At 63.3% G+C, this 22,003-nt stretch carries 20 protein-coding genes; 8 read left to right on the plus strand and 12 right to left on the minus strand.

The genetic code is table 11. The annotated features are described in order from the left end of the window. Positions 1–27 precede the first annotated feature (27 nt). Complete coding sequence (pheS, locus tag ARC39_RS10795; RefSeq protein ID WP_068114270.1) at positions 28–1,098, minus strand: phenylalanine--tRNA ligase subunit alpha; 1,071 nt, start codon at positions 1,096–1,098, stop codon at positions 28–30. Positions 1,099–1,261: 163 nt separating this feature from the next. On the opposite strand from pheS, the gene ARC39_RS10800 reads away from it, so the two are divergent. Beyond that, a complete protein-coding gene (locus ARC39_RS10800) occupies positions 1,262–2,524 on the plus strand; it encodes a SulP family inorganic anion transporter (RefSeq protein WP_068114271.1) in 1,263 nt (420 codons plus the stop codon). Positions 2,525–2,537: 13 nt separating this feature from the next. Here ARC39_RS10800 and ARC39_RS10805 read toward each other — a convergent pair whose 3' ends face one another. From ARC39_RS10805 to rpmI, 3 genes are all read right to left on the minus strand, one after another. Beyond that, positions 2,538–3,614 carry a Hint domain-containing protein gene (locus tag ARC39_RS10805; RefSeq protein WP_068114273.1) on the minus strand — a complete coding sequence of 359 codons (1,077 nt, stop codon included), beginning with the start codon at positions 3,612–3,614 and terminating at the stop codon, positions 2,538–2,540. Positions 3,615–3,813: 199 nt separating this feature from the next. After that, complete coding sequence (rplT, locus tag ARC39_RS10810; RefSeq protein ID WP_068114274.1) at positions 3,814–4,176, minus strand: 50S ribosomal protein L20; 363 nt, start codon at positions 4,174–4,176, stop codon at positions 3,814–3,816. A 13-nt stretch (positions 4,177–4,189) separates the two neighbouring features. After that, positions 4,190–4,390, minus strand: a complete 201-nt coding sequence (gene rpmI / locus ARC39_RS10815) for a 50S ribosomal protein L35 (RefSeq protein WP_068114276.1) — start codon at positions 4,388–4,390, stop codon at positions 4,190–4,192. A gap of 354 nt (positions 4,391–4,744) precedes the next feature. On the opposite strand from rpmI, the gene ARC39_RS10820 reads away from it, so the two are divergent. After that, the gene (locus tag ARC39_RS10820; protein ID WP_201455739.1) at positions 4,745–6,478 is read left to right on the plus strand and encodes an alpha/beta hydrolase; all 1,734 of its coding nucleotides are present in this window, start codon (positions 4,745–4,747) and stop codon (positions 6,476–6,478) included. A 42-nt stretch (positions 6,479–6,520) separates the two neighbouring features. Here ARC39_RS10820 and ARC39_RS10825 read toward each other — a convergent pair whose 3' ends face one another. Together ARC39_RS10825 and pyk are read right to left on the minus strand one after the other, a co-directional pair. Further along, positions 6,521–6,751, minus strand: coding sequence for a hypothetical protein (locus ARC39_RS10825; protein WP_068114278.1), 231 nt, complete (start codon positions 6,749–6,751; stop codon positions 6,521–6,523). A gap of 30 nt (positions 6,752–6,781) precedes the next feature. Next, positions 6,782–8,230, minus strand: a complete 1,449-nt coding sequence (gene pyk, locus ARC39_RS10830) for a pyruvate kinase (RefSeq protein ID WP_068114280.1) — start codon at positions 8,228–8,230, stop codon at positions 6,782–6,784. Between the two features lie 132 nt (positions 8,231–8,362). On the opposite strand from pyk, the gene ARC39_RS10835 reads away from it, so the two are divergent. The 3 genes from ARC39_RS10835 to ARC39_RS10845 all read left to right on the plus strand — a co-directional run bounded on the left by ARC39_RS10835 (position 8,363) and on the right by ARC39_RS10845 (position 10,031). Beyond that, on the plus strand, positions 8,363–9,106 hold the full coding sequence (locus ARC39_RS10835) for an N-formylglutamate amidohydrolase (protein WP_068114282.1): 744 nt from the start codon (positions 8,363–8,365) through the stop codon (positions 9,104–9,106). A gap of 25 nt (positions 9,107–9,131) precedes the next feature. Continuing rightward, the gene (locus ARC39_RS10840; RefSeq protein WP_068114284.1) at positions 9,132–9,452 is read left to right on the plus strand and encodes a DUF1244 domain-containing protein; all 321 of its coding nucleotides are present in this window, start codon (positions 9,132–9,134) and stop codon (positions 9,450–9,452) included. A 204-nt stretch (positions 9,453–9,656) separates the two neighbouring features. Then, positions 9,657–10,031 carry a hypothetical protein gene (locus ARC39_RS10845; RefSeq protein WP_068114286.1) on the plus strand — a complete coding sequence of 125 codons (375 nt, stop codon included), beginning with the start codon at positions 9,657–9,659 and terminating at the stop codon, positions 10,029–10,031. A gap of 39 nt (positions 10,032–10,070) precedes the next feature. On the opposite strand, the gene ARC39_RS10850 is transcribed toward ARC39_RS10845, so the two are convergent. The 4 genes from ARC39_RS10850 to ARC39_RS10865 all read right to left on the minus strand — a co-directional run bounded on the left by ARC39_RS10850 (position 10,071) and on the right by ARC39_RS10865 (position 14,023). After that, positions 10,071–10,931 carry a D-amino-acid transaminase gene (locus tag ARC39_RS10850; protein WP_068114288.1) on the minus strand — a complete coding sequence of 287 codons (861 nt, stop codon included), beginning with the start codon at positions 10,929–10,931 and terminating at the stop codon, positions 10,071–10,073. A gap of 9 nt (positions 10,932–10,940) precedes the next feature. After that, complete coding sequence (gene dgcA, locus ARC39_RS10855; protein WP_068114470.1) at positions 10,941–11,912, minus strand: N-acetyl-D-Glu racemase DgcA; 972 nt, start codon at positions 11,910–11,912, stop codon at positions 10,941–10,943. Positions 11,913–12,014: 102 nt separating this feature from the next. Then, on the minus strand, positions 12,015–13,019 hold the full coding sequence (gene dgcN / locus ARC39_RS10860) for an N-acetyltransferase DgcN (RefSeq protein WP_068114290.1): 1,005 nt from the start codon (positions 13,017–13,019) through the stop codon (positions 12,015–12,017). Positions 13,020–13,351: 332 nt separating this feature from the next. After that, entirely contained in the window at positions 13,352–14,023 is a 672-nt protein-coding gene (locus ARC39_RS10865; RefSeq protein ID WP_161470954.1) for a TetR/AcrR family transcriptional regulator, read from the minus strand. Positions 14,024–14,161: 138 nt separating this feature from the next. On the opposite strand from ARC39_RS10865, the gene ARC39_RS10870 reads away from it, so the two are divergent. After that, positions 14,162–15,310, plus strand: a complete 1,149-nt coding sequence (locus ARC39_RS10870; RefSeq protein WP_068114292.1) for an efflux RND transporter periplasmic adaptor subunit — start codon at positions 14,162–14,164, stop codon at positions 15,308–15,310. 22 nt (positions 15,311–15,332) lie between these two features. Further along, complete coding sequence (locus tag ARC39_RS10875; RefSeq protein ID WP_068114293.1) at positions 15,333–18,476, plus strand: efflux RND transporter permease subunit; 3,144 nt, start codon at positions 15,333–15,335, stop codon at positions 18,474–18,476. 479 nt (positions 18,477–18,955) lie between these two features. Here the strand turns inward: ARC39_RS10875 and ARC39_RS10880 are convergent, their stop codons facing one another. Then, the gene (locus ARC39_RS10880; RefSeq protein WP_068114295.1) at positions 18,956–19,915 is read right to left on the minus strand and encodes an acetyl-CoA carboxylase carboxyltransferase subunit alpha; all 960 of its coding nucleotides are present in this window, start codon (positions 19,913–19,915) and stop codon (positions 18,956–18,958) included. A gap of 130 nt (positions 19,916–20,045) precedes the next feature. Between ARC39_RS10880 and ARC39_RS10885 the strand changes: the two genes are divergently transcribed. Next, entirely contained in the window at positions 20,046–20,882 is an 837-nt protein-coding gene (locus tag ARC39_RS10885) for an AraC family transcriptional regulator (RefSeq protein WP_068114297.1), read from the plus strand. 85 nt (positions 20,883–20,967) lie between these two features. Here the strand turns inward: ARC39_RS10885 and ARC39_RS10890 are convergent, their stop codons facing one another. After that, positions 20,968–21,924, minus strand: a complete 957-nt coding sequence (locus ARC39_RS10890) for an L-malyl-CoA/beta-methylmalyl-CoA lyase (protein WP_068114298.1) — start codon at positions 21,922–21,924, stop codon at positions 20,968–20,970. Positions 21,925–22,003: the final 79 nt, after the last annotated feature.

Raw genomic sequence — 22,003 nt, forward strand, 5'->3', positions numbered from 1 at the left:
CGATCGATCGGACCCGTCGCCATGGCGCTATCGGTTCAAACCGGCATGCACCGTCGGGACGTCGAGCGCGGCAAACCCGTAGTGGCGCAACCAGCGAAGGTCGCTGTCGAAGAAGGCTCGCAGGTCCGGGATGCCGTATTTCAACATCGCCAACCGGTCGATCCCGATGCCGAATGCAAACCCTTGCCAGGCCAGCGGGTCGATATTCCCGGCGGTCAATACCTTGGGGTGGACCATACCCGATCCTAGTACCTCCAGCCAATCGTCGCCTTCGCCCACCTTTACCGTTCCGCCCTCCCACGAACATTGGATATCCACCTCTGCCGACGGCTCGGTGAACGGGAAATGGGAGGCGCGGAAGCGGGTTTGCACCTCGGTGCCGAAGAAGGCCGAGAAGAATTCCTCCAACACCCACTTGAGGTTTGCCATGGAGATGTCCTTGCCGAGCGCCAGCCCCTCGACCTGGTGGAACATCGGTGTGTGTGTCTGGTCGTAGTCGCAGCGGTACACGCGGCCCGGGCAGACGATACGGATCGGCGCTCCGTGCTTCATCATCGAGCGGATCTGCACCGGCGAGGTATGGGTTCTCAGCACATGTGGCGGGCGGTTGTCGCCCTCCGCGCGTGCCATGTAGAACGTGTCCATCTCAGCCCGCGCGGGGTGATGGCCAGGGATGTTCAGCGCATCGAAATTGTGCCAGTCGTCCTCGATCTGCGGGCCTTCGGCCACGGCAAATCCCATGTCGGCAAAGATCGCGGTGACCTCTTCGGTGACCTGGCTGATCGGGTGGATCGAGCCTCTGCGCATGGGGCGGACCGGCAGTGTTACGTCCAGCCATTCCTCGCGCAAGCGGGCATCCAGTGCAACATCCGCGAGCGCTGCCTTCTTGGCCGCGAGTGCCGAATTGATCTCGTCCTTGAGCGCGTTCAGCGCGGGGCCGGCAACTTGCCGCTCCTCGGGCGTCATCTTGCCCAGCTCGCGCATCTTCAGGCTGACCTCGCCCTTCTTTCCAACGGCCTGAACGCGCAAGGCTTCCAGCGCACCCTCGTCGGCGGCTTCGGCAATCGCCGCGATATATTTCTGCCTCAGCTCTTCCATGGCTGGCTCCACTCCGTCAGCACGCCACGCCCCGTATCGATCGCGGCGCCGAAATCCTGCGCGTGGGTATCACACGAGCGCTCGAAGGCAAGGCCCGGAGCGACGCGGCCCTGCGGCGAGGCCGCGCTTGCGCTTCCGCTTGAAGCGTCGGTAAGCCAACGCCATGAAGCCCAAGATCCTCACCACATTGCAAAGCTACACACGCGCACAGTTCATTGCGGACCTCCAGGCCGGCGTTACCGTCGCCATGGTCGCAATCCCGCTCAGCCTGGCCATTGCCATTGCTTCGGGTGCGGAACCTGCGGTGGGTCTCTTCACGGCGGTGGTGGGCGGTTTCCTGATATCGTTGCTGGGCGGCAGCCGGGTGCAGATCGGCGGCCCGACCGGTGCCTTCATCGTCGTCGTCTACGGGGTGATCGCTGCCCATGGGTATGACGGGCTTGTCATCGCCACCTTCCTCGCAGGGCTGATCCTGCTGGCGGCGGGTTTCCTGAGGGCCGGAAACCTGATTGCCTTCATTCCTGAGCCGGTGATCGACGGGTTCACCATCGGCATCGCGGTCATCATTGCCACAAGCCAGATCAAGGATCTGTTCGGGCTGACCCTGGCCGAAGTGCCCGCGGATTTCCTCGACAAGCTGCCGGCGCTCTGGCAGTCGCGCGACACCTTTTCCCCGTGGAGCCTTGGTATCGGTCTTGCCACCATGGCGCTGATCATTGCGCTGCGCCGTCTCTTCCCGCGATTTCCCGGCCTGATCGTCGCCGTTGCCGCAACCTCGGCCACGGTTGTTCTGTTCAACCTGCCCGTGGACACGATCGGCGAACGTTTCGGCGCCTTGCCGAACCACCTGCCCCGGCCACAATTGCCCGCGCTCACACTCGAGAGAATCTCCGAGCTCCTCCCTGCTGCCCTCGTGATCGCCTTCCTGGCCGGTGTGGAATCGCTGCTCTCGGCAATGGTCGCGGACCGCATGGTCAATGGTCGCCACCGCCCCAATGCCGAGGTCCTCGCGCAGGGCGCTGCCAATATCGGCTCCGCACTCTTCGGCGGTCTGCCCGCGACCGGCGCAATTGCCCGCACGGCCACAAACGTCCGTGCCGGCGGCCGAACCCCGATTGCCGGACTCATCCATGCACTGACGATCCTCCTCGTCATGTCGGTCGCCGCGCCCCTTGCCGGTCACCTCGCCATGCCGGCGCTTGCCGGTCTACTGATCCTGACAGCGTGGAACATGAGCGAGCCGCACAAATGGCGCGGCTACCTGACCTTGCGCACGGCCGACAAGGCGCTTCTCGGGATCACACTGGTGTTGACGGTTATCACGGACCTGACCGTCGCGATCGGGGTGGGTATCGGTCTGGGGCTTGCCGTGCGCCTGCGGCGTCGGGACGTGCCGGAAGCGGAATGGACGCCGCCTGAGCGGTGATGGACGCGCGCGCCTATGCGGCGATGCCGGCCAATGCCGCCTGCAACTCCCACCCCTTCACCACGGGCCTTGCGAGCGCGCCGAACGCACCCTGCCCCTCCAGTAGCTCAGGAAAGAGGGCTGCGAACTCCGCCCGCATGCCGGATGTCATGGCCCCCAGGCTCTTTTCGGCAACGAAGAAGCTTTCCGCAGGCACGCCATTGGCCCACACCAACTCGTGCCGGTCGAACATGAAATGGTGGTAGGTGACCGTTCCGCCCGGCTGCACCTTGATATCCCGCCCGTTCACCAGGCTCTTGGCCGAGATCAATGCCTCGGTCGTGCCGGTCAGCAGTTCGAGTTCCGGAAAGCTGAGAAGCATCCGGTGTTGCGGCGAAACCAGCAATGGTTCCCGGCACCCCATGGTGCCGCGGGCAAAACGAATCGGCGCGAGGTCGCCTTCTGCCGCCACCTGCCGCGCGCCTGTCCAGCGGATCGGTCGCGCGCCGCTGTCCATCGTCAGCACCAGATCACCGACCGCGAGATCCTCCACCGGCCGCTCACCATTTGGCGTAAGGATCCGGGTACCGGCGGCAAAACAGATCAGACCGCTCGTGTTCGGCGCCGCCGGCGCGTAGGTCGGGGTGTCCGGATTCGGCTGGTTGAACTGGATCGTTATCGGCGCAGAACTCGGACCGGCCGGCACAGGAATGTTCTCAGAGACAGCTCCCGCTGCCGGCCCGTTGAGCGCCACGATGTTCTGCGTTCCGCGACCGACGTCGTAGAAGGAAATTACCTCCGACTCGGCGCTGTTTACCAGCGCAACCGCGTCGAAGTTGCCGGGCTGGCCTGTATCCTGGTCCGCTAGCAGAAAGGGCAGGTTGTCCGCCGACAGGACGTAAACATATTCGTTCGATACAGAATCGTAACTGACCCAGATGCGCGGGTCCGTCAGATCGACAACCAACCCCACCGCGCCATCGGTTTCATAGAATGCCACCGTGAAATCAGCTGGGTTCTCGTCCGGCGCAAGCGCGACTTCCAGAAATTCGCCGATCCCGGATCTGGCCGCATAGGCGTTCGAGTAATGGAGTTCGCTTATTCGCGCCAAAAGTGAATCCCTACATCGGCACTCGCCCTGAGAGAGAGCCGGCAGAGCTCAGATTGCTCGGCATATCGGAACAAAATCCTTCAAACTCGTGGCATTTTCCGGGCATTTCGAAACAATCGCGTCGCCAAGGCACTCTAGACACAAAAAACCCCGCGCGGCGCACGTGCCGGCGGGGCTTTGGAATTCATTGGCCGGTGATTCAGGCCAGCGCGGCCTTGGCCTTCTCGACGATGGTGCCGAATGCCTCGGGCTCGTGCACGGCGAGGTCGGCCAGCACCTTGCGGTCCACCTCAATGCCTGCCTTGCTCAGGCCGTTGATGAAGCGCGAATAGGTCAGCGCTTCGTCGTGGGCCCGGACAGCGGCGTTGATTCGCTGGATCCACAGGGCACGGAACTGCCGCTTACGGGCCTTGCGGTCGCGGGTCGCGTATTGGTTGGCCTTGTCGACGGCCTGGGTCGCGGTCTTGAAGTTCGTGGACCGGCGGCCATAGTAGCCTTTCGCGGCCTTGATGATCTTCTTGTGCCGGGCGTGGGTGACGGTTCCGCCTTTAACTCGGGACATATCTCAAGCCTCCTCAGCGCGCGTAGGGCATGTATTTCTTGACGATCTTGGTATCCGCCTCGGAAAGCGTGGTGGTACCGCGAGCGTTTCGAATGAACTTGTTGGTGCGCTTGATCATGCCGTGGCGCTTGCCGGCCTGGGCGGATTTGATCTTGCCGGTCGCCGTCACCTTGAATCGCTTCTTGGCGCCGGACTTGGTCTTCATCTTGGGCATTTGCCTACTCCTTGACTGGATCGGTCGTTCCGTCCCGACAGGCATGCCGCTTTTGGCCCGCCGCAACGGTCGAAGCCGGGCGTATAGGCCTTGATCCCGCGACAGGCAAGAGAAAACGGCATATCACTTCGGAAAGGCTGAAACACCCTCGGGTGTCCTGCCCGAATACAAAGGCGCCCTTGCACGCCGAGAGGGACTGCACTGTCCTTCTCCCCGGATCGCGCGCAATGTCTTCGGAGGATAGACACGGCATGGCCAACATTGGCTGTTTGGTTTCAGGGCCGTCGCCCCGTTGCAGGCAAAGACCTATGTGGCACGGCGCAATATCGCTGCCATTGGATGGATGGACCGAGAATGATTGAAGAAAGAGAAACGCCCCGACCAATGGTCGATGCAAGCGAGCAATCGGGCGACTTCATGCATGATCCTGTCGGCGGCGGGCCGAAACGCCGCATGATCCGGGCAGTTTCATCCATCGGTCTGCTGTTCGGCGCGGTGCTGTTCGCGGCATCGCTCACGCCATCCCTGATTCCGCGCAGCTTCCTGTTGCAGGGCGTCCTGGGCGGGGTATGCCTCGCCGCTGGCTATGGAATCGGCACGGCACTCGACGCGCTTTGGCGATACATGGAGCTTCCGGTTATTCGTGGACGAATACGGTTTCGCCTGACGATCATTGCAGGCGGGGCAGCTCTCGCGCTCGTCGCAGCGTCCCTCTGGAAGGCGCCCGGATGGCAGAATTCCATCCGCATTCGCATGGATATGCCCCCGGTCGATGAGGCGCATAGCCTGGAAGTCGCTGTCATCGCGCTCATTGTCTTCGCCGGCCTTCTTGGCCTCTGGCGTCTGTTCGCCGGCCTATCCCGCATTGCAGGCCGCCAGATGTCGCGCGTCGTCCCGACAAAGGTTGCGCGTGTGTTCGGCATCGCAACGGCCCTCGTACTCTTCACGCTGCTCATAGACGGTGTGCTCATACGAAGCTTTCTCCACACCGCAGACCTGTCCGCCGCGGCGTTGGACGCGGCAATGGACCCACAGATTCCGCCCCCCACCGATCCGGATGCAACCGGGGGCACACATTCGCTGATCCGTTGGGAGGGGCTCGGCAGAACCGGGCGGCAGTTCGTCTCGACCGGGCCGACCGCCGAGGAAATCTCCGCGTTTCTCGAACGGCCGGCCAAGGCGCCCCTGCGGATCTACGCGGGCCTGAATGCTGCGCCCGATACCGAGGCACGCGCCGCGCTCGCCGTGCAGGAAATGTTGCGTCGCGGTGCATTTGAGCGCGACGTTCTGCTTGTCGTTGTTCCGACCGGTACCGGCTGGATGGACCCCGAAGCGATGGACACGTTTGAGTACCTGCATGCCGGCGACACCGCGATAGTTGCGATCCAATACTCCTACCTTTCGAGCTGGATCTCTGTACTGGCGGAGCCCGGGATCGGGATCGAAGCCGGACGCGCGTTGTTCCAGGCGGTCTATCGACACTGGATCAAACTGCCCTCAGACAACCGCCCGAAGCTCTACGTCCAGGGACTGAGCCTGGGGGCCTACAGTGCCGAGCAATCCGTGCACCTTCATGAAGTGCTGGCGGATCCAATTCACGGCGCGCTTCTGTCAGGTCCACCATACGACAGCCCCATATGGCGCGCGTTGACGCGAAACCGAAACGAAGGCACTCCCGCATGGCTTCCCCGCTATGGTGACGGTGCGGTCGTCCGCTTCACGAACCAGGACAACCAGCTTGAGGAGTCCGAAGCGGAATGGGGCCCGATGCGGGTCGTCTACTTGCAGTACGCGTCGGACCCGATCACCTTTTTTCGAGCCGACGCGCTCTTCCGGAAGCCGCCCTGGCTCGAAGCGCCGGTCGGGCCAGACGTGTCGCCCGAAATGCGCTGGTATCCCGTCGTCACCTTCCTGCAGCTCGGCCTCGACATGGCAATCGGGCTTCTGGTGCCAATGGGATTTGGCCACCTCTTTGCGCCGGAACACTATATCGATGGCTGGATCGCCGTCACCGACCCGCAGGGTTGGAACGCGGAGGACATCGACAGGCTCAAGGCGTTCTTCGTGAAACGCAGCGGGCGCGGGTGACGCTGCCCGCCGCTGGTCGTCCCGGAGCCACTCTGGTTCCGGTTAGTTTATCGCGGTCGTGAAGACGCGCTTCACGACCTCCGGCACTTCACCGATCGAATAGCCGGACGGCCGCTTGATCACCGCAAACGAGATCATGCCCACAGACAACAGGATCAGGATGGCCGCCGCCCGAGGCGTGCGGCTCTCGGAATATGCACTCAGCAAAGTGGGAACCGCGACCACGCCGAAAACCAGTCCGAGGACAAAGATCAGATCCGTGTCGACGTTCAACCGAAAGCCCTCCTCCGATGCTGGCTCCGATTATTCCGGATCGGTGTTAAATATCAACCTTTCGTCGCAGGGAGCCACGCGCAGGATGTTGGTCGACCCCGGGATGTTAAATGGCACGCCGGCCACAACAACCACGTTGTCCTCCGCGTTCGCGAATTGCCCCTGACGCGCCGCACGCGCTGCCGACACCACCGCCATCTTGAACCGGCTGACATCGCCGTGCGTCATGAAACAGTTCACGCCCCAGGACAGGCAAAGCCGTCGCGCCGTGGCCGTAAATGGCGTCAGAGCGAGGATTGGCACGCGCGGGCGCTCCCGCGCCGTCTTCAGCGCCGTGGTGCCAGAATGGGTGAAACAGCAGATCGCTTTCACGCCCGTATTCTCGGCGATTTCGCGGGCGGCCGAGACGATGCTATCCGCCGTCGTGCTGCGCTCGACCACGCGGGCGGATTCGATGATGTTTCGGTACATCTCGCCCTTCTCGACCTCTTCGGCAACCGCGTTCATGGTACGCACCGCTTCCAGGGGGAAGTCGCCGGCCGCCGATTCCGCGCTCAGCATGACCGCATCCGCGCCCTCGTAGATTGCGTTCGCCACGTCGGAGACCTCGGCGCGCGTCGGCATCGGGCTTTCGATCATCGATTCGAGCATCTGGGTCGCCACGATAACCGGCTTTGCGGCGGCCCGTGCGCCGCGGATCAGGCGTTTCTGAATGGGAGGCACCGCCTGCACGGGCAATTCCACCCCAAGATCGCCACGCGCGACCATGATCCCGTCGGACACGGCGAGAATATCGTCGTAGGCCTCCACGGCAGCCGGCTTTTCGACCTTCGTCATGATGGCAGCGCGCCCCGACACGAGCTCGCGCGCCTCGTGCACGTCTTCCGGACGTTGGACGAAGGAAAGCGCCAGCCAGTCCACACCGATTTGGCAAACGAACTCCAGATCGGCCAGGTCCTTCTCGCTGAGCGCCTTCAGCGGCAGAACCACGTCCGGAACGTTGACGCCCTTGCGATTGGAGATCGTCCCGCCGGTCACCACCGAGCAATCTGCGAAGTCTTCACCGCATTTGTCCACGCGGAGCCGGATCTTGCCGTCGTTGACCAAGAGGGTCGCGCCCGGCTTCAGGGCCTTGAAAATCTCCGGATGCGGCAGGCAAACGCGGCTGGAATCGCCCTCCGTCGTATCCAGATCCATCCGGAAGGACGCTCCCTCGACAAGCTCCTCGGAATCTCCGGCAAACACGCCGACCCGCAACTTCGGCCCCTGGAGGTCCGCCAGGATCGCGATGGGCCGGCCAAGCTCCTGCTCGATCTGCCGGATGATGGTGTGGCGTTCGCGGATCTCCTCGTGGCTGCCGTGGCTCATGTTAAGCCGGAATACGTCAACACCGATCTCGAACAGCCGCCGGATGGTGTCGTAGTCGTCCGATGCCGGGCCGAGGGTGGCCACGATCTTCACATTGCGCATCCGTCTCATGGAGCAACCTTTCGTGTCGTGCGGGCTTCGCCGGGACCGTTAGCGGTAAACTGCGCGAAAAGCTACCCTGACCAGCTCTGGCCCTTTGTCGAATGACGCCTTACACCCATGCGAGGAAAACATCACGCCCCAATGACATATCACGCCTTTCATACCGCCGGAGACAACCGCGAAAGCCGTTGGCTCATAACCTGCGACCACGCCACGAATACGGTTCCGCCCCAGATCGGCGGCGGCACCCTGGGCTTGCCTCAGGCAGAAATGGCCCGCCACATCGCCTACGATCCCGGCGCCGCAGGCGTTGCACATGCGCTGGCCGATGCCCTCGGCGCGCCGCTTATCACCTCGAACTTCTCACGCCTCGTTATCGACCCGAACCGGGGCGAGGACGACCCGACCCTGCTGATGAAGCTCTACGACGGCACGATCATTCCGGGAAACCGGCACGCAGATGCCGGCGAAATCGAGCGGCGCATGGAGCTTTGCTATCGTCCCTACCACGCCGAGCTGGGCCGCCTCGCGGCCTCGCGCTCCGACAGCGCGATTGTGGCGGTGCACTCGTTCACGCCGCGCCTCCGCGGTCGGCCGCCGCGACCATGGCATGTGGCAATCCTCCACTCGCCGCCCCAGAATGCGCTGGCCTTGGCATTGATCGCGCGTCTGCGCACGGAGCCAGACCTGTGCGTGGGCGACAACGAGCCCTATGCCGGGCACCAACCCGGAGATTCCATTGACCGCCATGCCTTGCAGCACGACCGCCACCATGTTCTGCTGGAAGTCCGCCAGGATCTGATCGAAACGGTGGAGCAGCAGCAATCCTGGGGCCGGCGGATCGCACCGCTTCTCAAATCCGCACTTGCCGATTGCCACCCCTGATCCGTCACAGAGAGGGAGAGAGACAATGGACGACCAGACCCGCATCGAGATCGAGGCCGCCGCCTTTCGCCGCCTGCGCGAGCACCTGATGAAGGACCGTGTGGATGTACAGAACATCGACCTGATGAACCTGGCCGGGTTCTGCCGCAACTGCCTGTCCCGCTGGTTTCAGGAGGCCGCGGCCGAACGCGGGATCGAGATGGACCAGTCCACGGCACGCGAAATCTATTACGGCATGCCCTATTCGGAATGGAAGCAGCGGCATCAAACCCCCGCAAACCCGGAAACGCAGGCAGAGTTCGAGAAGGCTTTCCGCGAAAACGTCGGCCCGCCGGACAAGGTCTGAGCAATCGAGCCGCGCGAGCATCTTTGGCGCGACTCAACCCTGCCCTGAAATTCCAGAGCGATTCCGCTCCCAACAAGGCGGCATCGGAAACAATTGGGCCATTGACGCCGTGATTGTCCCGGCTAACCCCCGAATTGCGGCAGGAAATTGACCGGCCATCATCGCCACGCTACCGATCTTAGTCGGGGGGATGAAAGGACGGTCATGCTGAACTTTGCCGCCTATGCGATCATCGTCGTCGCCATCCTTCTGGCCGTCCGCAACATGATCGACGGGTTGGGGCTTGGCATAGAGACCGATGACGCCGCGGTGGACCCGGAGGACATACCCGGCCTCGCGCACGGGCTTTCCCGTGATCATCCAATTGTTCTGCACAACTTCGATCCACTGCAGGAAGCGCTCGTGCTTCAGTTGCCGGATCTCGATGCGCGCCGGGCGCGTGACCGGGATTTCGAAGTCCACCCAACGAGCCACGGTCACGGACAGGAAATCCGCTTTCGCGGCCGCGTTCTCGTGCAGCTTCCCGACGTGCCTCTGGAGCGCAAGGTGGATCTCTATGTCGAAACGCCAGCGGCCTGATCAACCGAGGCCATCGACTGGCGCTCCAGAAGACAGGGTTTAGATGGCCGCTTTGCGGCTTTCTTCGAGGTAGATTTCCCGAAGTCGGGACGCGACCACCCCCGGCACACCGTCGCCGAGCGACACTCCGTCGATCTCCACCACTGGCATCACGAAGGCGGATGCCGACGTGAAGAACGCCTCGTCCGCCGCCTTGGCCTCCTCGATGGTGAAGGGGCGTTCCTCGACAACCATCTGCGCTTCGCGCGCAAATCGCAGCACTGCAGCCCGGGTGATCCCGTGGAGGATCTCGGTGCCGAGATTGCGGGTAATGATCTTGCCGTCCTTGACGATATAGGCGTTGTTCGATGTGCCTTCGGTCACCAGACCGTCCTCGACCATCCATGCGTCGTCGGCACCAGCCTTCTTGGCCATCATCTTGCCCATCGACGGGTAGAGAAGCTGCACCGTCTTGATATCCCGGCGACCCCAACGGATGTCCTCGATGGAGATCACCTTGATTCCCTGCTTCGCCTGCGGGCTCTCGCCCAATCCGGGCTTCGACTGGGTGAACAGAACGACCGTCGGTTCCGTCCCCTCTGGAGGAAAGGCGAAATCCCGGTCCGCCGGCGCACCGCGCGTGATCTGCAGGTAAATCAGCCCGTCCACGATCTCGTTGCGGGTGACCAAGGCCCGGTGGATCTCCAGCAGATCGTCGAGCGCCGCCGGCGCCGGCATATCCAACTCGCCGAGCGAGCGTTGCAAGCGCTTGAAGTGGCCGTCGAAGTCGATGAGCTTGCCGCCCAGCACCGAGGTCACCTCGTAGACGCCATCGGCGAACAGGAACCCGCGGTCGAACACGGAGACCTTGGCCTCCTCCTCGGGCAGATAGTCCCCGTTCACATAAACGATCCGGCTCATCCTGTTCTCCTAACCCCAGAGGTCCGCTTTTGGCGGATGTACGCCCGCTTCGTCATAGACCAGCGGCTCCGCCCGGTCTTCGGCCAACAGAAGCGGCCCGTCAAGATCGACAACCGCCGCGCCCTGCGCCAGCACCACGGCCGGCGCCATGGCGAGCGAGCTTCCCACCATGCAGCCCACCATGATCCCGAAGCCCGCTGCCTCCGCTTCGGCCCTGAGCGCCAGCGCTTCGGTGAACCCGCCTGTCTTGTCGAGCTTGACGTTGATCATGTCATACTTGCCCTTCAGCGCCGCCAGGGTGCTTCGGTCATGCACGCTCTCGTCGGCACAGATCGGCACCGGCCGCTCAAGGCCCAGAAGCGCGTCATCCGCGCCGGCCGGAAGCGGTTGCTCCACCATCGCCACGCCAAGACGCAGCAGGTGCGGCACCAACTCGGAATAAGTCTCGGCCGACCAGCCCTCGTTTGCATCCACGATGATCTTAGATGCCGGCGCCCCGGCACGCACCGCTTCCAGCCGCGCCATGTCGTCGGGCGTGCCCAGCTTGATCTTCAGGAGCGGCCGGTGCGCATTCGCCTCCGCCTGCGCCCGCATCGCCCCGGGCACGTCGAGCGACAACGTGTAAGCGGTGACAAGCGGCGTCGGCGCCGGTAGCCCGGCCAGCTCCCAGATGCGCACGCCGGCCCGTTTCGCTTCCAGATCCCAGAGCGCGCAATCGACCGCGTTGCGCGCCGCGCCGGCCGGCAGCAACGCCTGAACCTCCGCCCGCGTCAGCTTCGGCGGCAGCGCCGCGATCTCGTCAGCCACGCTGTCCAGGCTCTCACCGTACCGCCCATAGGGCACACATTCGCCCCAACCGGAGAGACCGCCCGCGCGCGCCGTCACGGTCAGCACCTTCGCCTCCGTTTTCGAGCCGCGCGCGATGGTAAAGGCCTTCGCCAGCCGGAAGACATCCGGCTGCACCGTCAATTCGAAATCCACATCCACCCTTCTGCCGGGTCCATTCCCCCGGCTTCTTCTGTCCGGAAATATCCCCGCCGGAGGCATGAAGACTCATTCCCCCGGACCACGCAAGCGCCGCGCTCAGTCCAACGCGGCCAGCGCATCCACAAGCCGGCCCGCGCCGTTGCGGAACGGGTCCACCGCCGGGAGGCCCATCTCGGCCTCGACGCCGGCAAGGTAGTCCTCTGCCTCTTTCTCGCTCATGTGCTGTGTGTTGACGGAAATCCCCACCACCTGCACCGCCGGGTTGACCCTGCGCGCGAGGGTCAGCGACACCTCCTGCAATTCCTGCAACGAGGGCAGCGAATAGTCAGGCAGCCCGCGCATATGCCCCCGCGTCGGCTCGTGGCAGAGGATCAGCGCGTCGGGTTGCCCCCCATGCACCAACGCCATGGTCACGCCGGAATAGGAGGCATGAAACAGGCTCCCCTGCCCCTCGATCAGATCCCAGTGATCTTCATCGTTGTCGGGCGTCAGCCATTCCACCGCGCCTGCCATGAAATCGGCGATCACCGCATCCAGCGGCACGCCGTCGCCGGTGATCAGGATGCCCGTCTGGCCAGTGGCGCGGAAGCTCGCCTTCATGCCGCGCTCTCGCATGACCGCATCCATCGCAAGCGCCGTGTACATCTTGCCCACCGAGCAATCCGTCCCGACGGCAAGGCACCGCTTGCCGCGCCGCTTGCGGCCGTTGGCGATGGGGTACTTGACCGAGGGCACACGCACGTCGTGCAGCATCCGACCCTCGGCCTTTGCAATCTCCACCAGCTCGGCTTCGTCTTTCAATAGGTTATGCAAACCCGACGCCAGGTCGAACCCCGCGAGAAGCGCCTCGGCCAGCACATGTTTCCACGCCGCGGAGATGACCCCGCCCCGGTTGGCGACCCCGATCACCAAGGTCTTGGCGCCCGCGGCCTTCGCCTCTTGAAGCGACATGTCGGCCAGGCCCATATCCGCCTTGCACCCCTCCATGCGAAACTGCCCGACCGCGTAATCCGGCCGCCAGTCCTTGATGCCCTGTGCGACCTTCGCGGCAAGCTGATCTGGCGCGTCACCGAGGAAAAGCAGGTAGGGGGTCTCGATCATTGTCTCGCATCTCCATGTTTTGCGGAACGCTATCACGGGGTCTTGGAAGATTTTTTGTCAGAGTGGCTGACCCATACGGACAGCCAAGGAACAAAATCCGAAACAACCACGCGGACCCGAAACCAGATTCGAATGCACACTGGTTAGGCAGTTTTGAAACACTCTCAATTCGGGATTGATTCGGATCGGGTGACACAGTACCTCGCGAACTGGGGCAGGTGCCGAGAAATGCGCCAAAACCCGCAATAGCACGGTTTTGGCGGGAACGGCCGGATGCCAAAGAGATGCTATGCTCACATTCGCACCGACCTGCGGCATCGTTGAACGCGACCTCACGCCTTGCGCGGACGTACCCCGTTGAGAAAAATCCTGATCGCACGATCCCGGCGCGCGTCTGTTTCCTCGGGCGTCCGGGGCAGGCTGTCAGGATCGAGCAAACGCGAGATCGTATTGCCGACCACCATGTCCACGAGAAGGTCCGAAACCGCCGGTATATCGTCCTGTTCGATCTCGATCTCGCCTGCCTCGACAGCCCGTCTAAGCTCCTCGCAGAGCAGAACTGCGACCTGCCCCGGCCCCTTTCGGCTCAGCCGACGGCCCAACTCGGGATAGCTTGGCACTGCCGCAATGACGGCGCGCAGCATCTCGATCACGAGCGAATTCGGATGTTTCCCGGGTGTGAACGTCAGAAGAATGCGCAGCCGTTCTTCCAACGAAGCGTCCCGCTCTTCCTGCCGAAGGGGGCGAAACAGCGTCTTGCTCATTCGTTTTAACCCGGCGCCCAGAAGCTCTTCGCGACTGCGGTAGAGCGCATAGAGCGTCCGCTTCGACATTCCAGCGCGTTTGGCGATATCCGCCATGGTGACATCTTCCAGTCCGTTCTCAGACAGAAGATCTATTGCGCAGTCGAGAACGAGCGCTTCGCGCTCGGCGGGGTCCATTTGCACAGGCCGTCCGCGCTTGCGCACGTTCTTTTCGTCCAATTCTGCTGAATTCTCAGTCACCAATGCCTCTCCCATCGAGTCTCCCAGCGGAGATTACGCACTCGCAGCATAACCGATCTTTACAAAACCCGCCAGTTTCCTTAACGCCTCACTCTAATGACAAGCGCAAGACGCTGACCAGTCCTCCCGGAGCCCGATATGCCGATCTCGCGAATCCTCTTTCTCCTCACCCTGGCAATTGGCCTGGTACTGGGTGCGCCAATGGCCACAGCGCAGCAGCAAGGCGGCGAGCGGCCGCCGGCGCCGGTTGCGGTGGTGACACTGGAAGCCAGCGACGTGGTGCTTACCTCGACCCTCCCGGGGCGGGTCACCGCCTCCGGCGTCGCGGAAGTGCGCCCGCAAGTCAGCGGCATCGTGACCGAACGGCTTTTCGACGAGGGGAAGACGGTCGAAAAGGGCGCCGCTCTCTACCGCATCGACCCTGCCACCTACGAAGCCGCAAAGGCGGCGGCGGAGGCGAGCCTCGCACAAGCCGAAGCCCAACTCCGGGCTGCTCGGCGCGAGGAAGAAAGGCAGGACGAGCTGCGCGAGCGCAACGTGACCAGCCAACAGGTGCTGGACGACGCGATCTCGGCCAGGGACGCCGCCGAGGCGGCAGTAAAAGTCGCGGAAGCGCAGGTGCTGACCGCGACAATCGACCTCGACCGCACGACGATCAGCGCACCGATCTCCGGCAAGGTGGGGTTGAGCCAAACCACCCAGGGCGCGCTGGTGACTGCCGGGCAGACCTCCGCCCTGACCGTTATTCGGAAACTCGACCCCGTGTACGTTGACGTTACGCAATCGGCAGCCGAGATCCTGCAATGGCGTCGGTCCGGGCAACAATTGGCCGAACAGGAGCGTGCCCGGGTGTCCCTCCGGCTTGCCGACGGAGGACTCTACGATCACCAGGGGATCCTCGCCGCCGCCGAACCGCATGTGAACGAGCAGACCGGCGTGATTGTCCTGCGCCTCGAGTTCCCCAATCCGGAGTTGTTTCTGTTGCCTGGCATGTACGTACAGGTCGAACTGCCACAAGGGATCGTCCAGGGCGCAATCCTCGCCCCACAAGAGGGCGTGACACGCGACCGCCGTGGCAGGCCCATCGCGATGGTGGTGAATGCCGAGAACCAGGTCGAGACCCGGGAGCTGACAGTACAGCGCGACCTGGGCAACCAATGGGTCGTGACCGAGGGTCTCGCTGCGGGCGACCGCGTTATCGTCGCGGGACTCCAGAAGGTCGCTCCCGGCATGACCGTCGCCCCGGAAGAACGCAGCGATACCGAAACCGCCGCCGTCGGCAACTGAACACCACTTCCTGGAGTCCCACATGGCCCGTTTTTTCATCGACCGGCCCGTTTTCGCCTGGGTGATCTCGATTCTCATCATGGGCGTCGGCCTATTGTCGATCTTCTCGCTCCCGGTGGCACAGTATCCGCAGATCGCACCGCCTTCGGTGCGGATAAGCGCACAGTACCCGGGCGCTTCGGCCGAAACCGTCGCAAATACCGTGACACAGATCATCGAGCAGCAGATGACCGGGCTCGATGGCATGCGCTACATGTCGTCGTCGTCGACCTCGGCCGGTACGGCAAACATTACGCTGACGTTCGAGGCCGGCACCGACGCGGACGTTGCGCAGGTTCAGGTGCAGAACAAGCTTGCACAGGCGACGCCATTGCTTCCCGAAACGGTTCAGCGGCTCGGGGTGCGCGTGGAGAAGGCGTCGTCGTCCTTTTTCATGGTAATCGCGCTGATTTCTGAAGACGGACGGCTCGATCAGGCAGACCTCGCCGACTACCTGAACTCGAACATGGTGGACGAGTTCTCCCGCATCGAAGGCGTGGGGGGCGCACAGGTGTTCGGCGCGCAATACGCCATGCGTATCTGGCTCGACCCGTCCAAGCTAGCGGCATTCGGGATGACGCCATCGGACGTCGTCAGCGCCGTCTCGGCGCAGAATGCCCAGATATCAGCGGGCGCCTTCGGCAGCTTGCCCGCACCCTCTGGCCAGCAACTCAACGCGACAATAACGGCGCAGTCGCTGCTCTCGACGCCTGAGGATTTCCGCAACATCGTGCTGCGGTCCGAAACAGACGGCGGCCTCGTCCTGCTTCAGGATGTGGCGCGGGTCGAAATCGGCGCCGAGAACTATTCAAACATCGCCCGTTTCAACGGTCAGCCCGCCTCGGGCATGGCCCTCAACCTGGCCTCCGGGGCCAACGCGCTCGACACAGCCCAACGGGTCAAGGATCGCATCGAGGAATACAAGCAGTTCTTCCCCGAAGGTGTGAGCTATGTCGTTCCCTACGACACCACGCCCTTCATCGAGATCTCGATCCACGAAGTGCAGAAAACACTGTTCGAGGCAATTGCGCTCGTCTTCGTCGTGATGCTGCTTTTCCTGCAGAATTTCCGCGCCACATTGATCCCGACTCTGGCGGTGCCGGTGGTGATCCTCGGGACCTTCGCAATCCTTTCGCTTGCCGGTTTCACGATCAACACGCTGACCATGCTTGCGATGGTGCTGGCCATCGGCCTGCTGGTCGACGATGCCATCGTCGTGGTCGAAAACGTCGAACGGATCATGGAAGAAGAAGGGCTCTCTCCGCGCGAGGCAACGCGCAAGTCCATGGGCCAGATCACCGGCGCTCTGATCGGTATCGCGCTGGTGCTGTCTGCCGTCTTTGTTCCGATGGCGTTCTTTGGCGGCTCGACCGGCGTGATATACCGGCAGTTCTCGATAACCATCGTTTCGGCGATGGGCTTGTCGGTACTGGTGGCGCTGACCCTGACACCCGCGCTCTGCGCGACCCTTCTCAAGAGCAAGGACGCCCACCACGCACGCCGCGGCCCGCTTGGCTGGTTCAACATCGGTTTCGAAAAGGTAACGGGCGGCTACGCGGGAACGGTCGGCTACCTCATCCGGCGCCCATTTCGTGTCTTGGTGGTCTATGCCGCGCTTGGCTATGGCATGGTGTTCCTGTTCCAGAATACTCCCACGGGTTTTCTGCCCGATGAGGATCAGGGCATCCTGATGACACTGATTCAGGCTCCCACCGGAGCCACCGCCGAGCGCACGCAGGAGGTGGTCGAGCAGGTCGAGACCTATTTCAATGCGGCCGAGGCCGAGAATGTGCAATCGACGTTCGGTGTCGTCGGTTTCAGTTTCGCCGGCCAGGGCCAGAACATGGGTCTTGCCTTCGTCCGAATGAAGGATTGGGAGGAGCGCCTATCCCCCGCTCAATCGGTGCAGGCGGTGGCAGGCCGCGCCTTCCCCGCCTTCATGGGTATCCGCGATGCGATGGTCTTTCCCATCGTGCCGCCGTCGGTCATCGAACTGGGCAACGTCTCCGGCTTCGATTTCTACCTCCAGGCGCAGGGCGGCCAGACGCACGAGCAGATCCTCACCGCGCGCAATCAACTCCTCGGGATGGCCACGCAGAGCCCGCTGATTGCCTCGATCCGGCCGTCGGGGCTGGAAGATGCGGCGCAATTCAAGCTCGATATCGACTGGCGCGCCGCCGGAGCGGTGGGTGTCACGCCTGCCAATGTCGGCACCACGCTCAACATTGCCTGGGCGGGGTCATACGTGAACGACTTCGTCGACAACGGCCGGATCAAGCGCGTCTATGTTCAGGGGGAACCCGATAGCCGGGCAACCCCCTCCGACCTGCAGAAATGGCGGGTCCGGAATTCCGGCGGCGATCTCGTGCCTTTTGCCAACTTCACCCGTGAAAGCTGGGAATACGGACCGCAGGGGCTCAACCGCTACAATGGCGTGCCGGCAATGCAGATCCAGGGCACACCCGCGCCCGGTGTGACCACCGGCGAGGCCATCGCCGAGATCGAACGGCTCGTGGCTCAATTGCCCCCTGGTTACAGCGTCGCGTGGACCGGCCTCTCGCTGGAGGAGCTGGAATCCGGCGGCTCCGCGCCCATGCTCTACGCCCTCTCGCTGGCAGCGATCTTCCTGTGCCTCGCCGCCCTTTACGAAAGCTGGGCAATCCCGTTCTCGGTCATGCTGGCCATGCCGATCGGTGTGCTCGGAACGATGGGAGCCGCCTATTGGTTCGGCTTCGAGAACGGCGTATTCTTCCAGGTCGGTCTGCTCACGGTGATCGGCCTGACCGGCAAGAACGCCATCCTGATCGTTGAGTTCGCGCGCGAGCGGTTCGAAGCGGGCGAAGACCTCTACACCGCCGTCAAGGAGGCGGCACGCCAGCGTTTCCGCCCGATCATCATGACATCCCTGGCCTTCTCGCTTGGCGTGTTGCCGCTGGTGCTGTCCACCGGCGCGGGCGCCGGCGGGCGCACCGCGGTCGGCTCCGCGGTGTTGGGTGGGACGATCACCGGCACGGTTCTGGGTGTCCTGTTCGTTCCGCTCTTCTTCGTGATCGTCGCGCGGGCGTTCAGCGGAAAACGTGTGAAGTCGCAATCGGAAACAGCGTCGGGCAAACCCGTGGCCAGCTGACTGGCTGACTTGCCAGACCTACCGAAGCGGTCCGATCCTCCGACGCCGGGGTTCCCCGTTCGCGCATCCCGCGGATCGGACCGCATCGCCCTCAGCGATTGCGCCAGAGGATGCTGGCTTCCACGAGCCCGCAGTTTGCTCTGGATGGAAGCCAGCATCAGCGGTGCGCCGAACAGTGTTTCGGCTGAAACGATCCCACGACCAATCCAGAGCCTCACTGCGACGGCAAAGAGGCCGGTTTGAAGAGATGTGTCGGTGCTGGCACCCTGTCGGTAACGCTTGCCGGGAGTTGGCTGCGCGAAAATCAGGTAACGCGCCTCTACCGGTTGTTTCTCACCGTGTCCGCGGCCCGGGCGGTATCCATGTGCCTGTCGTTGCCGTCCCCGCGATCCGGCCCTCTCCGCGCGCGCCTCGCGCGCGGCCCGGCCCAACGGGAGGAGGCGCATCTACGATGCGGCGACGACGGGCGGGAGCTCCGCTTAAGCGGCGATGCCGGCGGACCCCATGTCGAGGTACTTCTTTCGGCGTTGCGCGATCAGCGCCGCCCGGTCCATGCCGTCGAACTCCGACAGCATCCCTGAAATCGCCGATCCGACGTTTTCGCACGTCTGGGGCCGGTTACGATGCGCCCCACCTTTCGGCTCCGGGATCACCCGGTCGGTCACACCGAGTTGTAGCAGATCCTGCGCCGTGAGCTTCAGCGCTTCGGCCGCCTCGCGCATTTTTTCCGCGTCCTTCCAAAGGATCGACGCACAGCCCTCCGGCGAGATCACCGAGTAGACCGAATGCTCCAGCATCGCCAGGGAATTTGCCGTCGCGAAAGCGACCGCGCCACCGGAGCCCCCCTCGCCGATGATCACGGAGACCAGAGGCACACCAAGGTTCAGGCAGGCCTGCGTTGACCGTGCGATCGCCTCCGACTGCCCCCGCTCCTCGGCGCCCTTGCCGGGATAGGCACCGGGCGTATCGACAAGGCTCACCACCGGAAGGCCGAACTTGTCGGCCATCTGCATCAGACGGATCGCCTTTCGATAGCCCTCCGGGCGCGCCATGCCGAAATTGTGCGCAATCCGGCTCGTGGTATCGCTGCCCTTCTCATGCCCGATCACCATGACCGGCCGGTCGCCAAATCGCGCCAAACCGCCCATCACGGCGTGATCGTCGGCGAAGTTCCGGTCGCCGGCCAAGGGCGTGTACTCGGTGAAAAGCGCCTCGATGTAATCCCGGCAATGCGGGCGGTCGGCATGGCGGGCAACCTGGCACTTCTGCCAGCGGCTCAGTTTGCCGTAGAGATCCCCCAGCATCGCCTCGGCCTTGGCATCCAGCGCGGCCACCGCAGCCTCAACATCCATCTCCTCGTTCGCCCGCGCCATCGCGCGGAGTTCCTCGGCCTTGCCCTCGATTTCGGCCAGAGGCTTTTCGAACTCCAGATAGTTCATTTGGAGGCTCCCTTTCTGCTCGCACCCATATGCGTGCGAGGCGCGGGATTTGCAACCGAGGCGGCATTTCGCAAGACATGCTAATCGACGTCGTGTCAGCCTCGACTGGCGAATTGAAGGCAGACCGGCGATGGCGAACCACTACGAAAAACGCATACTGCGCGTTCTCGAGCACATGCACACGAACCCAGCGGGCGATCTCTCACTGGATGCGCTGGCAGAAGTGGCCGCCATGTCCCGCTTTCATTGGCACCGGGTGTTCCGGACCATGACCGGCGAAACCTGCGCCCAGGCGGTCCGCCGGATTCGCATGCACCGCGCCGCATGTTGGCTGGTGCAGACTGACTGGCCGATTCCCGAGGTTGCGCGCCGGTGCGGCTATCCGGGCCTTACCAGCTTCTCCCGCACGTTCCGCGCAGCCTTTGGCGTCCCGCCGGGCCAATTCCGCCAAAACGGCAGCCTGCGGCTGCCTCCCGTCCCCCGCAAGTCCGGAGATCCCATCATGTTCGACATCGACGTCACCACGCACCCTGCACAGCGCCTTGCTGCGATTGCGCACACCGGTCCCTATGTTGAGATCGGGCGCGCCTTTGAAACGCTCTCCGCGCTCTGCACCTCCCGCAACCTGTGGCCCCAGGTGCGGGCATTGCTCGGCATCTACTATCACGACCCCGACAGCACACCCGCCGAAGAGCTTCGCAGCCACGCCGCCGTCGCGCTGGCCCCGGGTACCGAGATCGGCGATGTATTCGAGGAACTGGTGACCGAGGCCGGCAAGGTCGCCGTGCTGCGCTTCAAGGGTCCCTATTCCGGCCTCAAGCCGGCCTATGACTACCTCTATGGCACCTGGCTGCCGCAATCAGGCGAGGAGCCGCGCAATGCGCCCTGCTACGAGATCTATCTCAACACCCCGCAGGACACAGCGCCAGAAGATCTTGTGACGGAGATCTGCTTGCCGCTGAAGTAATACGGGATAGAGGTCCGAGCCGCTGCGTGAGGTCCGCTCGCACAGTGGCTCGGGCATGTGAAACGCAGCTTGGAGGCGCCGGCCCTTATCCCGCGAGCAACTCCGCCTGTTTCACGATAACCTCCGCCTGCTTGATCGAAGCGATATCCACCAGCCGGCCCTTGTAAACCGTGGCGCCCGCACCCTCCGCCTTGGCCTTCTCCATTGCAGCAAGGATCTCACGTGCCTCGGATACCGCCGCATCCGACGGGGTAAAGACCTCGTTGGCCAGCGCCACCTGCTTGGGGTGGATCGCCCATTTCCCGACCATGCCGAGAGTCGCGGAGCGTTTCGCCTGCGCGACGAACCCCTCGTCGTCCGAGAAATCGCCGAATGGCCCATCCACCGGCAGCACACCATGCGTGCGACACGCCGCGACAATCGCCGCCTGTGCCCAGTGCCAGGGATCCGACCAATGCTTCACGCCCTCGCGGATCATGTAGTAATCCTCCTGCGTGCCGCCGATGCCGGTGGTCTGCATCCCCATCGACGCCGCAAAATCGGCCGCACCAAGGCTCATCGCCTCCATGCGTGGCGAGGCCGCGGCGATTTCCTCCACATGGGCGATGCCTGCCGCACTCTCGATGATCACTTCGAAACTGATCGGCTTCGTACGGCCTTTGGCGCTCTCGATCGCCGTCACCAGCGCATCCACCGCGTAGATATCGCCGGCACAACCGGCCTTGGGGATCATGATCTGATCCAGCCGGTCGCTGGCATTTTCCAGCAGGTCAACCACGTCACGATACCAATACGGTGTATCGAGCCCGTTGATCCGCACGGAGAGCGTCTTGGAGCCCCAATCCACATCGCCGATGGCCTGGATAATGTTCTTGCGCGCCTCCGGCTTATCGTCCGGCGCCACGCTGTCCTCCAGATCCAAGTTGATCACGTCGGCCGCGCTTGCCGCCATCTTCTCGAAGATCGCCGGACGGGAGCCAGGACCGAAGAGTTGGCAACGGTTCGGACGGGCGGGTGCGGCGGGCTGGATGCGGAAACTCATGTCTCTCTCCGGCAATGATATTACTCTCTGGGTCCTCGTCGAGATAGATTATTGCCCACCCACTGACAAGGACTTTTCG

Origin of the sequence: Tropicimonas marinistellae, assembly GCF_001509585.1 — a bacterium.
Taxonomy (GTDB): Bacteria; Pseudomonadota; Alphaproteobacteria; order Rhodobacterales; family Rhodobacteraceae; genus Tropicimonas; species Tropicimonas marinistellae.

Coding starts and splice junctions, on each gene's coding strand:
- pheS (WP_068114270.1), bottom strand. CDS start 1,098: ATGGAAGAGCTGAGGCAGAAATATATCGCGGCGATTGCCGAAGCCGCC.
- ARC39_RS10800 (WP_068114271.1), top strand. CDS start 1,262: ATGAAGCCCAAGATCCTCACCACATTGCAAAGCTACACACGCGCACAG.
- rplT (WP_068114274.1), bottom strand. CDS start 4,176: ATGTCCCGAGTTAAAGGCGGAACCGTCACCCACGCCCGGCACAAGAAG.
- rpmI (WP_068114276.1), bottom strand. CDS start 4,390: ATGCCCAAGATGAAGACCAAGTCCGGCGCCAAGAAGCGATTCAAGGTG.
- ARC39_RS10820 (WP_201455739.1), top strand. CDS start 4,745: ATGATTGAAGAAAGAGAAACGCCCCGACCAATGGTCGATGCAAGCGAG.
- pyk (WP_068114280.1), bottom strand. CDS start 8,230: ATGAGACGGATGCGCAATGTGAAGATCGTGGCCACCCTCGGCCCGGCA.
- ARC39_RS10835 (WP_068114282.1), top strand. CDS start 8,363: ATGACATATCACGCCTTTCATACCGCCGGAGACAACCGCGAAAGCCGT.
- ARC39_RS10840 (WP_068114284.1), top strand. CDS start 9,132: ATGGACGACCAGACCCGCATCGAGATCGAGGCCGCCGCCTTTCGCCGC.
- ARC39_RS10845 (WP_068114286.1), top strand. CDS start 9,657: ATGCTGAACTTTGCCGCCTATGCGATCATCGTCGTCGCCATCCTTCTG.
- ARC39_RS10850 (WP_068114288.1), bottom strand. CDS start 10,931: ATGAGCCGGATCGTTTATGTGAACGGGGACTATCTGCCCGAGGAGGAG.
- dgcN (WP_068114290.1), bottom strand. CDS start 13,019: ATGATCGAGACCCCCTACCTGCTTTTCCTCGGTGACGCGCCAGATCAG.
- ARC39_RS10870 (WP_068114292.1), top strand. CDS start 14,162: ATGCCGATCTCGCGAATCCTCTTTCTCCTCACCCTGGCAATTGGCCTG.
- ARC39_RS10875 (WP_068114293.1), top strand. CDS start 15,333: ATGGCCCGTTTTTTCATCGACCGGCCCGTTTTCGCCTGGGTGATCTCG.
- ARC39_RS10880 (WP_068114295.1), bottom strand. CDS start 19,915: ATGAACTATCTGGAGTTCGAAAAGCCTCTGGCCGAAATCGAGGGCAAG.
- ARC39_RS10885 (WP_068114297.1), top strand. CDS start 20,046: ATGGCGAACCACTACGAAAAACGCATACTGCGCGTTCTCGAGCACATG.
- ARC39_RS10890 (WP_068114298.1), bottom strand. CDS start 21,924: ATGAGTTTCCGCATCCAGCCCGCCGCACCCGCCCGTCCGAACCGTTGC.